Annotated in this window: 12 protein-coding genes and 1 pseudogene; 6 read left to right on the top strand and 7 right to left on the bottom strand. The window is 75.4% G+C overall.

Translation table 11 applies throughout. The annotated features are described in order from the left end of the window. Nucleotides 1-60 precede the first annotated feature (60 nt). Entirely contained in the window at nucleotides 61-2,355 is a 2,295-nt protein-coding gene (treY, locus tag MUK52_RS06280) for a malto-oligosyltrehalose synthase (protein WP_284574990.1), read from the bottom strand. A 44-nt stretch (nucleotides 2,356-2,399) separates the two neighbouring features. Here treY and MUK52_RS06275 point away from each other — a divergent pair, with 44 nt between their 5' ends. Beyond that, the gene (locus MUK52_RS06275; protein ID WP_342777100.1) at nucleotides 2,400-2,729 is read left to right on the top strand and encodes a hypothetical protein; all 330 of its coding nucleotides are present in this window, start codon (nucleotides 2,400-2,402) and stop codon (nucleotides 2,727-2,729) included. Here the strand turns inward: MUK52_RS06275 and glgX are convergent. Then, nucleotides 2,714-4,828, bottom strand: coding sequence for a glycogen debranching protein GlgX (glgX, locus tag MUK52_RS06270; protein WP_114054804.1), 2,115 nt, complete (start codon nucleotides 4,826-4,828; stop codon nucleotides 2,714-2,716). The genes MUK52_RS06275 and glgX overlap by 16 nt on opposite strands. Before the next feature lie 520 nt (nucleotides 4,829-5,348). Between glgX and MUK52_RS06265 the strand changes: the two genes are divergently transcribed. Together MUK52_RS06265 and MUK52_RS06260 are read left to right on the top strand one after the other, a co-directional pair. After that, nucleotides 5,349-6,521 (top strand): DUF5919 domain-containing protein, encoded by a 1,173-nt coding sequence (locus MUK52_RS06265; RefSeq protein ID WP_284574989.1) that lies wholly within the window; start codon nucleotides 5,349-5,351, stop codon nucleotides 6,519-6,521. A 93-nt stretch (nucleotides 6,522-6,614) separates the two neighbouring features. Then, nucleotides 6,615-7,340: a 3'-5' exonuclease gene (locus MUK52_RS06260; protein ID WP_114054806.1), complete on the top strand. Its 726-nt coding sequence runs from the start codon at nucleotides 6,615-6,617 to the stop codon at nucleotides 7,338-7,340. A 39-nt stretch (nucleotides 7,341-7,379) separates the two neighbouring features. Here the strand turns inward: MUK52_RS06260 and MUK52_RS06255 are convergent, their stop codons facing one another. Then, a complete protein-coding gene (locus MUK52_RS06255) occupies nucleotides 7,380-8,234 on the bottom strand; it encodes a phosphotransferase enzyme family protein (RefSeq protein WP_284574988.1) in 855 nt (284 codons plus the stop codon). Nucleotides 8,235-8,339: 105 nt separating this feature from the next. Between MUK52_RS06255 and mgt the strand changes: the two are divergent. Together mgt and MUK52_RS06245 are read left to right on the top strand one after the other, a co-directional pair. Continuing rightward, nucleotides 8,340-9,577 (top strand): annotated as a pseudogene (gene mgt / locus MUK52_RS06250) (macrolide-inactivating glycosyltransferase). Continuing rightward, nucleotides 9,574-10,149, top strand: a complete 576-nt coding sequence (locus tag MUK52_RS06245) for a DUF1697 domain-containing protein (protein ID WP_284574986.1) — start codon at nucleotides 9,574-9,576, stop codon at nucleotides 10,147-10,149. Before mgt ends, MUK52_RS06245 begins: the two are co-directional and overlap by 4 nt. A gap of 48 nt (nucleotides 10,150-10,197) precedes the next feature. Here MUK52_RS06245 and MUK52_RS06240 read toward each other — a convergent pair whose 3' ends face one another. Continuing rightward, a complete protein-coding gene (locus MUK52_RS06240) occupies nucleotides 10,198-11,079 on the bottom strand; it encodes a DNA/RNA non-specific endonuclease (protein ID WP_284574985.1) in 882 nt (293 codons plus the stop codon). A gap of 338 nt (nucleotides 11,080-11,417) precedes the next feature. Here MUK52_RS06240 and MUK52_RS06235 point away from each other — a divergent pair, with 338 nt between their 5' ends. After that, nucleotides 11,418-12,419, top strand: a complete 1,002-nt coding sequence (locus tag MUK52_RS06235; protein ID WP_284574984.1) for a ketopantoate reductase family protein — start codon at nucleotides 11,418-11,420, stop codon at nucleotides 12,417-12,419. 45 nt (nucleotides 12,420-12,464) lie between these two features. Here MUK52_RS06235 and MUK52_RS06230 read toward each other — a convergent pair whose 3' ends face one another. The 3 genes from MUK52_RS06230 to MUK52_RS06220 are packed head-to-tail and all read right to left on the bottom strand — an operon-like array spanning nucleotide 12,465 to nucleotide 14,894. Next, nucleotides 12,465-13,226, bottom strand: a complete 762-nt coding sequence (locus MUK52_RS06230) for a sirohydrochlorin chelatase (RefSeq protein WP_114054812.1) — start codon at nucleotides 13,224-13,226, stop codon at nucleotides 12,465-12,467. A gap of 5 nt (nucleotides 13,227-13,231) precedes the next feature. After that, nucleotides 13,232-14,116, bottom strand: a complete 885-nt coding sequence (locus MUK52_RS06225) for an ABC transporter permease (protein WP_284574983.1) — start codon at nucleotides 14,114-14,116, stop codon at nucleotides 13,232-13,234. After that, the gene (locus MUK52_RS06220) at nucleotides 14,103-14,894 is read right to left on the bottom strand and encodes an ABC transporter ATP-binding protein (RefSeq protein ID WP_114054814.1); all 792 of its coding nucleotides are present in this window, start codon (nucleotides 14,892-14,894) and stop codon (nucleotides 14,103-14,105) included. The genes MUK52_RS06225 and MUK52_RS06220 overlap by 14 nt, the downstream gene beginning before the upstream one ends. Between the last annotated feature and the right edge of the window lie 19 nt (nucleotides 14,895-14,913).

Genomic DNA, 14,913 nt, shown 5'->3' with positions numbered 1-14,913 from the left:
CGGCCCGCGCGGCCGCCGCCCCTCGGCCCGCCCCCTCGGCCCGCCCTCAGCCCCGCCCCCTCAGCCCGTCCCCTCCGCCCGGACCAGGGCCGCCACCGGTCGGGCCGACAGCAGTTCGGCCAGGCGGGCCTCGCCCTCGTACGCCTCCGCCCCGTACGCCTCCGCCCCCGTCGGCGGCAGCAGCGGGACCCACCTCCCCGGAGGCAGCGGCAGGACCGTGTCCCGCCAGCCGCCCGCGCGGGCCAGCCGGAGCGAGAGCCGGGTCGCCGCCGCCACCAGACCGCCCGTACGGGTGAACGCCAGGCAGTGGGCGGCCGCCGGGCCGCGGGCCGCCAGCGGTGCGTACCCGGTGAACAGCTCGGGCCGGTCCCTCCGGAGCCGCAGCAGGGCCGCCGTCAGGGCCAGCTTCTCCTCCGCCTGGCCCCGCGGAGCCGCCCCCGCGTCCAGCCGGGCCAGCGCCTCCCGCGGGAAGACCGCCGGGCGGCGGTTGTCGGGGTCGACCAGCGCCCGGTACTCCGACTCCGAGCCCTGGTACACCTCCGGGACGCCCGGCATCGCCAGGTGCAGCAGCGCCATCCCCAGCAGGTTCGCCCGGGCCGCCTCCGCGGCCTCCTTCGGCAGCTCCTCCGCATCCGGCACGCAGGCGGCGACCGTCTCCTCGTACGCCTCGTCCGGCTCGGTCCAGCCGGTCCGCAGCGCCGCCTCCCGGACCGCCTTCAGCAGCGCCCCGGACAGCCGCTCCTCCCGCTCCGGCACCTCGCCCAGCCCGAGGGCGGTCTGCCGCGCCACCCACGCGAGCTGCGGGTCCGCGCCGCCCGGCCGGCCCATCAGGCCGGGGTCCTGCGACAGGGCGGAGATCCGGGCCCGGACGTCCGCGCTCCGCTTCGTGTCGTGCGTGGACAGCACCGTCCCGGTACGCGGCCAGTCGCGCTCCACGGCGGCGCAGTACGCGTGGAACTCGCCCGGGGACACCGCCGGCCGCCCCGGGTCCGCCCCGACCTCGGCCGCCGACAGCAGCGGCGCGTACCGGTAGAAGGCCCGGTCCTCCAGCGACTTGGCGCGCAGCGCCGCCGACGTCTGGGAGAACCGCGCGGCGAAGGCCGCATCGGCCCGCACCAGCTCCCGCACGCCGTCCACCGCCGCGGCGCCGGCCTGCCGCGCCGCCTCCGCCGCGGCCCGCGGATCGAGCTGCCCGCCGCCCGGGTAGGGCCGGTAGACCGGGTAGGCGACCAGCAGCTCCCGCACGGCCGGGGCGAGCCCCGGACCCGCGGCCCGCTCCAGGGCCGCGAGCTCGGCGGCCAGGTCGCCCTCCAGCACCTCCCGGGTGCAGGCCCGGGCCGTCTCCCGCCAGCCCGGCAGGCCCGTCGACTCCCGGAACCGGCGGTCGAGTTCGGCGGCGCCGTCCGGGCAGGTGAACACGCCGTCGACCCGGTGCAGGGCGTCGTAGCCGGTGGTCCCGGCGACGGGCCAGCCGGCCGGCAGCCGCTCCCGCCGGCCGAGGATCTTCTCCACCACGACCCAGCAGTCCCCGCCGACGCCGGCGCGCAGCCGCCGCAGGTAGCCCTCCGGGTCGGCGAGCCCGTCCACGTGGTCGATCCGCAGCCCGGCCGCCACCCCGTCCCGCACCAGCTCCAGCACCTTCGCGTGCGAGGCGGCGAACACCCCGGGGTCCTCCACCCGGACGCCGATCAGCTGCGCGATGGTGAAGAAGCGCCGGTAGTTCAGCCCGGTGCGCGCCGCCCGCCAGTGGGCGGGCCGGTACCACTGCTCCGCGAGCAGCTCGGGCAGCGGCAGCCCGGCCGTCCCCGGGCGCAGCGGGAACTCCCACGCGCCGTGGCGCAGCACCTCGCCGTCGACGGCGCACTCGGCCGGGTCGAACGGCCGGTCGAGCAGAGGCAGCAGCACCTTGCCGCCGCCCGCCTCCCAGTCGATGTCGAACCAGCGGGCCGACGGCGACCCCGGCCCGTCCCGCAGCACCTCCCACAGCGGCCGGTTCAGCCGCAGCGGGAAGGGCACCGCCATGTGGTTCGGCACGATGTCCAGGACGAGGCCCAGCCCGTGTTCCCGGGCGGTGGCGGCCAGTGCCCGCAGCCCGGCCTCCCCGCCGAGCTCCTCCCGGACGCGGGTGTGGTCGGTGACGTCGTACCCGTGCAGGGAGCCCGGGACGGCCTCCAGGACGGGGGAGAGGTGCAGGTGGGAGGCGCCGAGCGAGGCGATGTGCGGCACGGCGGCCGCCGCCGCGGCGAACGGGGCCTCCGGGGACAGCTGGAGGCGGTACGTCGCGGACGGCGCCGCGGGCACGGCCCCCGCCCGGGCGCCGGATCGTACGGTTGACTGCTTCTCAGGCCGGCTCATGAGAACGTACGTACCCAGCTTCCCGGATTCCGTGCCATGACCCGATGCATCCGGGTGACTGCGCCCCGCACCTGATCACCGCGTTCGCCCTCACGGAGCGGGCCGTCGCCCCGGCGCGGCTCGCCGAGGCGACCGCCTGGGCCGCCAGCGCGCTCGTCGCCGGCCAGGCGGCGGCCCTGGCCCTGTCCGGGCGGCTCGCCGAGGCCCACGGCCCCGACGGCGCCTTCGCGGTCGCCGTGGCGGCGGCGGCCGCCGCCCTCGCCCTCGCGCTCGCCACCCGGGCCCCGGACTCCCGCGGCCGGACACCCGCCCCGCCCGCCCCGTCGCCCGCCGCGCCGCAGGCAGCCGCCCCCGTCCCCTACGCCGGCCGCTGAAGCACCGCCAGCGACCGCCCCACCAGCGCCACCCGGTCACCGGCCGCGTACTGCGGCCCGGTGCCGGACGGCGGCACCTCCGGCCGCGCCGTGTCCACGATCAGCCGCCACTGCGCCCCGTGCCCGGCCGGGATCGCGAACTCCTGCCGCTCCGCGCCGGCGTTGAACATCAGCAGGAACGAGTCGTCGGTGATCCGCTCCCCGCGCGGGCCCGGCTCGGAGATGGCCTCCCCGTTGAGGAACACCGTCAGCGCGCGCGTCTGCTGCGCCTGCCAGTCGCGGGCCCGCATCGGCTCCCCGTACGGGGTGAACCAGGCGATGTCGGACAGCTCGTCGTGGGTGCCCTCCACCGGGCGGCCGTGGAAGAACCGGCGCCGCCGGAACACCGGGTGGTCGCGCCGCAGCCACACCATCCGCCGCGTGAACTCCAGCAGGGAGGGCGGCGGCTTGCCCGGCTCCGGCCAGGGCACCCAGGCAAGCTCGTTGTCCTGGCAGTACGCGTTGTTGTTGCCGCCCTGGCTGCGCGCGAACTCGTCCCCGTGGCTCAGCATCGGCACCCCCTGCGACAGCATCAGGGTCGCCGTGAAGTTGCGCATCTGCCGCTCCCGCAGCTGGACGACGTCCGGGTCCTCCGTCGGGCCCTCGACGCCGCAGTTCCAGGACCGGTTGTGCGCCTCGCCGTCCCGGTTGCCCTCGCGGTTGGCCTCGTTGTGCTTCTCGTTGTACGAGACGAGGTCGTGCAGGGTGAAACCGTCGTGGCAGGTGTGGAAGTTGATGGACGCCAGCGGCCGCCGGCCGTCGTCCTGGTACAGGTCGGAGGAGCCCGTCAGCCGGCTCGCGAACTCGGCCAGGGTGCGCGGCTGGCCGCGCCACAGGTCCCGCACCGTGTCCCGGTACTTGCCGTTCCACTCGGTCCACAGCGGCGGGAAGTTGCCCACCTGGTAGCCGCCCTCGCCCAGGTCCCAGGGCTCCGCGATCAGCTTCACCTGGCTGACCACCGGGTCCTGCTGGACGAGGTCGAAGAACGACGACAGCCGGTCCACCTCGTGGAACTGCCGGGCCAGCGTCGCCGCCAGGTCGAAGCGGAAGCCGTCCACGTGCATCTCGGTGACCCAGTACCGCAGCGAGTCCATGATCAGCTGGAGGACGTGCGGCGAGCGCATCAGCAGCGAGTTCCCGGTGCCGGTGGTGTCCACGTAGTGCCGCTGGTCGTCCGCCAGCCGGTAGTACGAGGCGTTGTCCAGCCCGCGGAAGGACAGCGTCGGCCCCAGGTGGTTGCCCTCCGCGGTGTGGTTGTAGACCACGTCGAGGATGACCTCGATGCCCGCCTCGTGCAGTGCGCGCACCGCCGACTTGAACTCCAGCACCTGCTGCCCCCGGTCGCCGGAGGCGTAGCCGTTGTGCGGGGCGAAGAAGCCGATGGTGTTGTAGCCCCAGTAGTTCGTCAGCCCGTCGTCGACCAGGCGGTGGTCGTGGACGTACTGGTGGACGGGCATCAGCTCCAGGGCCGTCACCCCGAGCCGGGTCAGGTGGCCGATGACCGCCGGGTGCGCGAGCGCCCCGTACGTGCCGCGCAGCTCCTCCGGCAGCTCCGGGTGGCGCATCGTCAGGCCCTTGACGTGCGCCTCGTAGAGCACCGTCCGGTGGTAGTCGTGCCGCGGCGGCCGGTCGTCGCCCCAGTCGAAGTAAGGGTTCACCACGACCGAGCTCATCGTGTGCGGCGCGGAGTCCAGGTCGTTGCGCGAGTCGGGCCGGCCGAAGTGGTAGCCGTACACCTCCTCGCCCCAGTCGATGCTTCCGGCGACGGCCCGCGCGTACGGGTCGAGCAGCAGCTTGGCCGGGTTGCAGCGCTGCCCGTGCTCGGGCTCGTACGGCCCGTGGACCCGGAAGCCGTAGCGCTGGCCCGGCATCACGCCGGGCAGGTAGGCGTGGCGGACGAACGCGTCGGTCTCGCGCAGCTCGACTGCGGTCTCCGATCCGTCGTCGTGGAGGAGGCACAGCTCGATGCGCCGCGCCGCCTCCGAGTAGACCGCGAAGTTGGTGCCGGCGCCGTCGTACGTGGCTCCGAGCGGATACGCCTGTCCCGGCCAGACCTGCATGGACAACGACTCTTCCCCTCGGTGTCGGACGGAGTGGTGGGGCTGATCCGGGGTGGACCGCGTCACTGCCTGGATCTTCCCCGAAAGAGGTGCCTCACACGGGGACCTGCGACTGCTCCGACCGGGTGACCCGCCGGGACGATATGCGGGTCGGCGGACTGTCTGCGCATCCGATAATGGGTCAACCGATCACCGGTGTACGGTCCGTCGGGCGCCATCGGGCTGCACCGGGCGCCGCGCTCGGAGTAGTCTTCCGTGATCACTTAGACGGGCGTTCCAGACGCAGAAGGCGGTGCACGGGTGAGCTCGGGAGGTCTGGAGCTGCCCCCTGGTGACAGCGGTCACGAGGGCGGCCCGGCGGACGCCCCAGGAGGCGCACCCGGCGGTGCGTCCGGCGGGGTGCCGGGTGGGGTTCCGGGTGGGGCGGCGGGGGCCGGGCAGGGCGGGCCGGCCGGGCCCGGCGGCGCCGGCGGGCCCGGCGCGGGAGGGCCCGGGGCCGGGCGGCGGGCCGTCCGGCGCGGTGTCCCCGGCGGCGCCGCCGCCCGGGCCTGGAGGGGCCGTCATCCGGGCCGGGGCCGGGCTGGACTGGGGTGCCGACGCGTGGAGCGAGGTCCGTACGCGGGCCCAGCGCGCGGGCCGGGCGTACATCTGGCTGAACCTGATCGAGCAGCGGCTGCGGTCGGTCGTCGGGGCGGTCCTGCGGCCGATCTACGAGCCCGTGCACGGCGAGGACGACTGGGTCGTCGCCGCGGCCGGGCCGGCCGGGCAGGAGTGGGTGCACCGGGCGGTGGCGGTGCGCGAGGTGAGCCGGCGCAAGGGCTACCTGCTCGACCCGGCCGACGACAACGTCCTCAGCTTCCTGACGCTGCCGCAGCTGCGTGAGCTGATGGTCCAGCACTGGCCCTGCTTCGAGCCGTACTTCGACGACCGGCGGGAGATCGAGCTCGCGCTGGACGAGCTGGAGGTCACGCGCAACGTCGTCTCCCGCAACCGGGCCCTGTCGCGGGCGGTGCTGGAGCAGGCCGAGCGGGCGTCGGCCCGGCTGCTGGAGGTGCTCGGCGGCGGGGCCGGCTCGCCGTCCGCGGACCGGCTTCCCATCGACGCGGTGGAGGACCTCGTCGGCGACCGGTACGCGGACGTGGTCTCCGTCCACCCCGACCGGGTGCGGCTCCAGCGGCAGCTGCCCGCCGAGGACCTCTTCGGCGGGGCGCGGCGGCTCGACGCCATCGGCATAGGCCTGAACCTGCTGGTGCAGAACTTCTCCGGCCGAAGACTCGTCCGGCTCACCGAGGCGGGCTGCCGGGTCCGGCTGCTGTTCCTGAACCCGGCGAGCAGCGCCGTCAAGCGGCGCGAGCGCGAGCTGGGGCTGCGCAAGGGCGAGCTGAGCCGCTCGGTCGAGATGAACATCCTGCACGTGCGGCGGGTGCGCGCGGGGCTGAAGGACCCCTCCCGGTTCGAGATCCACGTCTTCGACGAGACGCCCCGCTTCACGGCCTACCTGGTGGAGGGGGAGAGCTCGGGCATCGCCGTCGTGCAGTCGTACCTGCGGCGGGCGCGCGGCATGGAGGCGCCGGTGCTGGTCCTGCGGGGCGGCGGCGCCGGGGACACCGCACGCGACACCGAAAACGGACTTCTGCCTACATACCGGGAGGAGTTCGAGTCGATTTGGCAGGACTCCCGGCCGGTGTCGTGAGCTGTCAGACCCCCGTGGCAGGCTGAAAGCCGTTGACCGAAGAGGGACGTCGCCGCCGCACGGGGGCGCACGGGTGCGGGGGAGGGGCGCGTCATGGGGGACTGGCACGGCGGTGTGCTGATCGGGTTCGACCTGGAGACGACCGGGACGGAGCCCGGGGAGTCCCGGATCGTCACGGCCGCGGTCGTCGAGGTGCGGGCCGGCGAGGTGCTCGGGCGGCGCTGCTGGCTCGCGGATCCGGGGATACCGATCCCGCAGCAGGCCGCCGCGATCCACGGGATCAGCACGGAGCGGGCCGTCGCGGAGGGCCGCCCGGCGCGCGAGGTCGCCGATGAGGTCGCCGGGGCCCTCGCCGGCCACTGGCGGCAGGGCGCCGTCGTCGTCGCCTACAACGCCGCCTTCGACCTGACGCTGCTCTCCGCCGAACTGGCCCGGTACGGGCTGCCGTCGCTCGCCGAGCGGCTCGGCGGCCCGGCGACCGGTCCCGTCGTCGACCCGCTCACCATCGACCGCGCGGTGGACCGCTACCGCCGGGGCAAGCGGACCCTGGAGGCCGCATGCGCGGTGTACGGGGTGGTCCTGGACCGCGCGCACGACGCCGGGGCCGACGCGCTGGCGGCGGTCCAGGTGGCGCGGGCGATAGCCGCCCGGCACCCGCAGGTCGCCGCCCTCAGCCCGGACGCGCTGCACGCCCGGCAGGGCGCCTGGCACGAGCGCTGGGCCCGCGACTTCCAGTCCTACCTGCGCCGCCAGGGCGCCCCCGACGCGGTGGTCGACCCGGCGTGGCCGCTGCGCGGCGCGGTCCCCGCCCCGGCCTGACGCCCGGCGGTACGGCCCCGCCCCGCCGGCGGCCCGGTATCAGAAGGCGTGCCAGCGGGCGGCGGTGTCGCCGGTGCGTAGGGAGGCCACCCGGTGGCGGAACTCGGCCAGGGCGCGGGGGTTGGCCGGGGCGTGCTGGGCCACCCATGCGCAACTGGCCGTCTCGCGGGCGCCGCGCAGGACCGCGCAGCCCTCCCAGTCGCGTACGTCCCACCCGTACGCGGCGGTGAACTCGCCGTACGCCGCGTCGGGGAGGCCGTACCGGTCGCGGGAGAGGGCCATCACCACCAGGTCGTGCTCGCGCAGGTCGGCCGAGACGGTCTCCAGGTCGACCAGGACCGGCCCGTCCGGGCCGGCGTGCACGTTGCGCGGCAGGGCGTCGCCGTGGATCGGGCCCGGCGGGAGGCAGGGCGTGAGGCCCGCCGCCTCGTCGGCGTACGCGTCGCGGCGGGCCCGCAGGTAGGCGGCGTCCGCCGGGTCGACCGCGTCCCCGGCGAGCCGCAGCCAGCGCTCGACGCCGCCGAGCAGGTCCCGCGCGGGCAGCGTGAAGGGGGGTGCGGGCAGGGCGTGGAGCTGCCGCAGCAGCACCGCGAGGTCGGCGGGGGCGGCCGGGCGGACCGCGTCCGGCAGCCGGTGCCACACCGTGACGGGGTGTCCGGAGACCAGCCGCGCCGCGGGCTCCGCGGCCCGGACGGCCGGGATACCGGCCTGCTCCAGCCAGGCCGCCACGGCGAGCTCCCGCTCGGCGCGCTCCAGCAGCGCCGCCTCGCGGCCGACCTTGACCACCAGGTCGCCGGTACGGAAGACCGCGTTCTCGCCGAGTGCCAGCAGCAGGGCAGACCCCCCGGTGAGCCCCGCCGCGTCCAACACGTCCCGGGCCAGCGCCTCGTCCATGCGGTGTCGTCGTCCCTCTCGCATCCCGGCCGGCCGCCGTGCGTGGGGCCGGGTCCGGCGGCCCAGTCTCGCACGCCCCACCCGGGGCACCGTGATCCAAAACAGTTGAACGAGACGTCTCGTCTCGTTATGGTGGGTGCATGACCGCAGCGAAGCCCGCCCACATCGCCATGTTCTCCATCGCCGCCCACGGCCACGTCAATCCCAGCATCGAGGTGATCCGGGAACTCGTCGCACGCGGCCACCGCGTCAGCTACGCCGTCCCCGCGTCCTTCGCGGACAAGGTCGCCGAGACCGGCGCCACCCCCGTCGTGTGGACCTCCACCCTCCCCACCGACGACGAGCCCGAGGCCTGGGGCACCGAGCTCATCGACAACATCGAGCCCTTCCTGGACGACGCGATCCAGGCCCTGCCCCAGCTCGCCGCCGCGTTCGAAGGCGACGAGCCCGACCTGGTCCTGCACGACATCACCGCCTACCCGGCGCCGGTCCTGGCCCACCGGTGGGGCGTCCCCGCCGTCTCCCTCTCCCCGAACCTCGTCGCCTGGGAGGGCTATGAGGAGGAGGTCGCCGCCCCCATGACCGCCGGACTGCGCGCCTCCGAGCGCGGGCGCGCGTACTACGCCCGCTTCACCGCCTGGCTCGCCGAGAACGGCATCGACGAGCACCCCGACCGGTTCGTCGGCCGGCCCCGCCGCAGCATCGTCCTGATCCCGCGCGCCCTCCAGCCGCACGCGGACCGCGTCGACCCCGCCGTCCACACCTTCGTCGGCGCCTGCCAGGGCGACCGCACCGACCAGGGCACCTGGCAGCGCCCGGAGGCCGCCGCCGGCAAGAAGGTTCTGCTCGTCTCGCTCGGCTCGACGTTCACCCGGCAGCCCGGCTTCTACCGGGCCTGCATGGAGGCCTTCGGGGACCTGCCCGACTGGCACGTCGTCCTCCAGATCGGCAGGTTCACCGACCCCGCCGACCTCGGCGACATCCCCGCGAACGTCGAGATCCACCGCTGGGTGCCGCAGCTGGACATCCTCCGGCAGGCCGACGCCTTCATCACCCACGCCGGCGCCGGCGGAAGCCAGGAGGGCCTCGCCACGGCGACCCCGATGGTCGCCGTCCCCCAGGCCGTCGACCAGTTCGGCAACGCCGACATGCTCCAGTCGCTGGGCGTCGCCCGGCACGTCCCCATGGACGACGCGGACGCCGCCACCCTGCGGGAGGCCGTGCTCGCGCTGGTCGCGGACCCGCAGGTCGCCGCCCGCGCCGAGGCGGTCCGCGCCGAGATGGCAGCCGAGGGAGGCACCCGGCACGCAGCCGACCTGATCGAGACTATCGTTCGAGGATGACCTCCCGGACGACGAAGAAGCCGACGAACACCGCGTACGCCGCCCTGCTCCGCGGGGTCAACGTCGGAGGCAGCCGCAAGGTGCCCATGGCCGAGCTGCGCGAGATCCTCGAAGGCCTCGGCCACGAGGACGTCCGCACCTACCTCCAGAGCGGGAACGCCGTCTTCACCAGCGCGCGGACCGACGCCGACGGGCTGGCCCGCGAACTGGAGCAGGCCATCGAGGCCCGCTTCGGCTTTGCGGTCGCCTGCCTCGTCCTCGACGGCGCCCGGCTGCGCGCCGTCGCCGACGCCTGCCCCTTCCCGGCCGCGGAGCTGGAGGGGAAGCAGCTGCACGCCACGTTCCTGTCGGAGCAGCCCGACGCCTCCCGGTTCGACGGGATCGACCGGGAGGCCCACCTGCCCGAGGAGTTCCGCCTCGGCGACCGGGTCCTCTACCTGTACGCCCCCGAGGGGCTCGGGCGCTCCAAGCTGGCGGAAGTCCTCGCCCGGCCTGCCTTGACCCAGGGCATCGACGCCACGACGCGCAACTGGAACACGGTCGCGAAGCTCGTCGAGATGACGTCCGACTGACGGCCGCCGCCGGGCGGTGGCCCCACGCCCCGCGCGGGCCGGGCCCCGTCAGTCCCAGTCGATGTCGGCGAGGCCCTCCAGCGGGGCCCGTACCGCCGCCGACTCCGGCACCGCCACCCTCTCCGCGGCGGCCACCGCCGCGCCGAACCGGACCCCGGTGCGGCTCTCGACCTCGCCCACCGCGACCTGGAACACCCGGAACTCGTCCAGGTCGAGGGCCTCCGTCAGCACCAGGTCCTGCGTCAGCAGGAACGCCTTCGCCTTCAGGACGCCCCCGTCGCCGTAGACGAGCACCTTCCAGAACTCGCGCGGTATCCGCACCCCGCGGAAGAGCCGGTCGTCTTCATGGAACACCGGCCCGCCGAACGCGGTCACCCGCAGCCCGTCGACCTCCACCTCCTCGAACACCGCGTCCTCCAGGCGGCCCCAGACGCCGGCCCGCGGACTCTGGTTGAAATCGTCCATCTGCGGCGTGATGTTGGTGTAGAAGAACGAGTCCCGGTTCGCCTGCCGGGCCTCCTCCAGCGGCCCCCACACCAGGTCGGCGCGGCGGGCCACGTGCCCGCGGTCCAGCCGGTTCGGCCTGCCGTCCCGGTCCCGGTACAGCTCGTTGTCCACCTGCGCCGACGCCGGCAGCCGCGGGTCCAGGCGGAACCGGATTCCGCGCCGGTCCAGCCGCTTCAGGCTGCCGCCGTCGATGTTCCACCCCACCCACCGCGCGAACCGCCGGGAACCGCTCAGCGCCAGCGAGAAATGGGTGTACGGGACGACCTCGGAGCCGTCCAGGAGGACCGCGTCGTCCTTGGCCGGCGGGTCCAGCTCCGGCGGCGGCACCGCCACCGCCAGGAACCCCGGGTCGTAGCCTGCGGCGACCCCGGACTCCGGGCCGAGCGGCCGGGGCGGGGCGGGTGCGTGGTTCGTGGCAGCCATCGTCTGGCTCCCTTCGCACAGGGAGTTCGGACGCGGGAAGCCCCGCCGGACCCCGCCGGGAAGGAGGCGCGGGGCCCCTGCGGCGGACGGTCCGGGCGCACACCGGCGGGGGCTTCCCGCGCCGCGCGTGCACTTCCAGCGTACGGCGGCCCCGGGCCGGGCGCGCCGGGAACTCCCCTTGCCGCACAGCCGACATGGGTCGTTGCGGCGTCAACCTCCCGGTCCGCGGCCGCAGTCCGGAGCAGGGGCCGGAGCAGGGGTCGGAGCAGGGGCCCGGAGCACAACCTTCCGGGGACCGCGTCGCACGGCGCCCGGCCGATGTGCCAGGCTTCCCCGTCATGCGCTACATCATCATCGGCGCCGGTGCCATCGGCGCGACCATCGGCGGACGGCTCGCGGAAGCGGGCAGCGAGGTCGTCCTCGTCGCGCGCGGCGCGCACGCGGCGGCCCTCGCGGCGGACGGCCTGCGGCTCACCACGGCCGACGGGCCGCGGGTGCACCGGCTGCCCGTCGTCACCGGCCCGGCCGAACTCGGCGGACTGCGCCCCGACGACGTCCTGCTGCTGGCCGTCAAGACGCAGGACGCGATCGCCGCCCTCGACACCTGGGGCGCCGCCGAGGTCGCCGGCGGGGGCACCGCCGCGCAGCGGCTGCCCGTCCTGTGCGCACAGAACGGCGTCGAGAGCGAGCGCCTCGCCCTGCGGCGCTTCGCCCGCGTGTACGGGGTGTGCGTGTGGCTGCCCGCCACCTTCACCGAGCCCGGCGCCGTGAGCGCGCTGTGCGCCCCGCTGACCGGCATCCTGCACCTCGGTCTCGCCGCCGGCGGCGCGGACGCGCGGGCCCGGCGGATCTCCGCGGACCTGGAGCGGGCGGGGTTCGGTGCGCCTGTCGTCACGGACGTGATGCGGTGGAAGTACGCCAAGCTGCTGGGCAACCTCGGCAACGCCGTCCAGGCCGCCACCGGGCCCGAGCCCGACCCGGCCAAGGCCGCCCTGGTGCTGCGGGCCCGGCGCGAAGGCCGGGAGGCGCTCCTGGCGGCGGGCATCCCGTACGCCTCCGACGCGGAGGAGGCGGAGGCACGCGAGGGGAAGGTGCGGCAGCCGGACGCGGTGCGCGGCGGATCGTCCTGGCAGTCCCTGTACCGGGGGACGGGGACGATCGAGGCGGACTACCTCAACGGGGAGGTGTGCCTGCTCGGCCGGCTGCACGGGGTGCCGACGCCGGTCAACGAGACGCTGCGGCACGCGGCGAACATCTTCGCCCGGGAAGGCCTCCCGCCGGGCTCGATGTCGATCGCCGACCTGACGGCCCTGGCCGACGAGGCCGCCGCCCGCACATAGGGGCGTGAGGATGCGGGCGGCCGACGGGCGGCGAACCCGCAGGGCCTACGCCGACAGCGCGTGCGCCCGCACGCCAGCGGCCGCCGCCCCGTCGTAGCGGGCCAGCAGCAGCCGGGCCACCTCCGGGGCCGAGCCCAGCACGCCCGCCAGGACGTCCGCGCCGGCCTCGGCGGCGCCGGCCGCGATCCGGTCCGGCAGCCGCCCGGGGGCGATCACGTACGGGGCCACCGCGACGCGCCGGACCCCCTCGGCGCGCAGGGCCCGTACGGCGTCCTCCGTACGGGGAAGAGCGGCGGAGGCGAACGCAGGCCGCACGGCGCACCAACCGGTGTGCCGCCACTCCCGCGCGATTTCAGCGATCACTGCGATCGCCTCCGGGTCCGAGGAGCCGGCGGACGCGAGCACCACTCCCGTGGCGGCCCGGTCCGCGGCCGTGATGCCCGCCTCCGCCAGCCGGCGCTCCAGCGCGGCCGTCAGCAGCGGGGAGGGGCCGAGGACGTCGGCGACCCGCACCCTCTGCCCGGGCAGCCGGGCCTGCGCCTCGGACAGCACCGCGGGGACGTCGGCCTTCGCGTGGAAGGCGCGGGTGAGCAGCAGCGGCAGGGCGACGACGTCGCGGACGCCGTCGGCGTGCAGCGCGGACAGCACCTGCTCGACGCGGGGGGCGCACAGGTCCAGGAAGGCGGTCTCCACGCGCAGTCCCGGCCGTAGCGCCCGTACGCGCCGGGTGAGGGCGTGCACGGTCGCCGCGTGCCGCGGGTCGCGGCTGCCGTGGGCGATGACGAGGAGGGCGGGGGCGGGGGGCATGCCGGTCAGCTCCGCGCCAGCAGGCCGCGGCTGCGCAGCACCCACCGCTCGATCGGGCTGAAGATCAGCAGGTCGATGGCGATGCCGACGACCAGGATCAGGATGATCGCGAGGAAGACGCCGGGCAGGTCGATGTTGTTGCGGCCGTTCTCCAGCAGCTGGCCGAGGCCGAGGCCGAGGTCGGGGGAGGAGGCGATGATCTCCGCGGCCATCAGGGACCGCCAGGAGAACGCCCAGCCCTGCTTCAGGCCGGCGAGGTAGCCCGGCAGGGCGGCCGGCATCACCACGTGCCACACGCCCCTGATCCCGGTGGCGCCGAGGGTGCGGCCGGCCCGCAGGAACAGCGGCGGCACCTGGTCGACGCCGGCGACGAGCCCGTTGGCGATGGAGGGGACGGCGCCGAGCAGGATGACGGTGAACATCATGGCGTCGTTGAGGCCGAACCACAGCACGGCCGGCGGCACCCACGCCACGGACGGCAGGGACTGCAGCCCGGAGAGGATCGGCCCGATCGCGGCGCGGACGAACCGCACGCGCGCCACCAGCAGGCCGAGCGGGGTGCCGATGGCCAGGGCCAGCAGGAAGCCGAGGAGGCCGCGGGAGACGGACGTCCAGATGACCTCGAACAGGGTGCCCTTCAGCCACATGTCGGCCAGGCTGTCGCCGACCGCGGACAGCGGCGGCAGCTTCGCCTCGTCGGTGACGCCCGCCGAGACGAGGACGTGCCAGCCGGCGAGGACCAGCGTGACGGCCAGGACCGGCGGAAGCACCTTGCGGAACAGGACCTCGCGGACCGGGGTGCGGCGGATCTCGACGGCGTCGAGCGCGTCGAGCCCCGCTTCGAGGCCGGCGAGGTCGTCCGTCTTCGCCTTCGTGTCAGTGCTGGCCATGGCGGCGGATCTCCCCACGCAGGTGCTCGGTGATCTCAAGGGACAGTTCCGCGACGTCCGCGTCCTCGATGCGGCGCGGCTGCGGGATGCCGACGTTCCACTCCTTCGCGACCCGGCCGGGGCGGGAGGAGAGCAGGACCACCCGCTGGGCGAGGCGCACGGCCTCGCGCACGTTGTGGGTGACGAAGAGGACGGAGAGGTGGGTCTCCTCCCAGATGCGGGTCAGCTCGCCGTGCAGGACGTCCCGGGTGATGGCGTCCAGGGCGGCGAACGGCTCGTCCATCAGCAGGAGCCGGCTGTCCTGGGCGAGGGCGCGGGCCATGGCGACGCGCTGGCGCATGCCGCCGGACAGCTCGTGGACGCGCTTGCCGTACGCGCCGCCGAGGCGGACGAGCTCCAGCAGGCGCTCGGCCTCCGCCTTGCGGCCGGACTTCGGGACGCCGCGCAGCCGCAGGGCGAGTTCGATGTTCTTCCCGGCGGTCAGCCAGGGGAAGAGGGCGTGCTCCTGGAACATCAGGGCGGGCCGGCCGGCGGTCTCGATGCTGCCGGAGGTGGGCCGGTCGAGGCCGGCGACCAGGTTGAGCAGGGTGGACTTGCCGCAGCCCGAGGCCCCCAGGATGGTGACGAACTCGCCGGGGGCGACGTCGAGGCTGATGTCGTCCAGCACGAGCTGCGATCCGGCCGGGCCGGAGAAGGACTTCGAGACGTGCTCGATCCGGGCGGCGCGGGCGGGCGCCGCGACGGCGTCCTCGGCGGCCGCGGCAAGCGTGGTGGCCATGGTCGTCACCTCCTGGGGG

It is taken from the genome of Streptomyces sp. 2P-4 (assembly GCF_030167965.1).
In the GTDB taxonomy this organism is placed as follows: Bacteria; Actinomycetota; Actinomycetes; order Streptomycetales; family Streptomycetaceae; genus Streptomyces; species Streptomyces globosus_A.
Note: the sequence above shows the minus strand (reverse complement) of the source record. Positions and strands in the feature narration are given on the sequence as shown.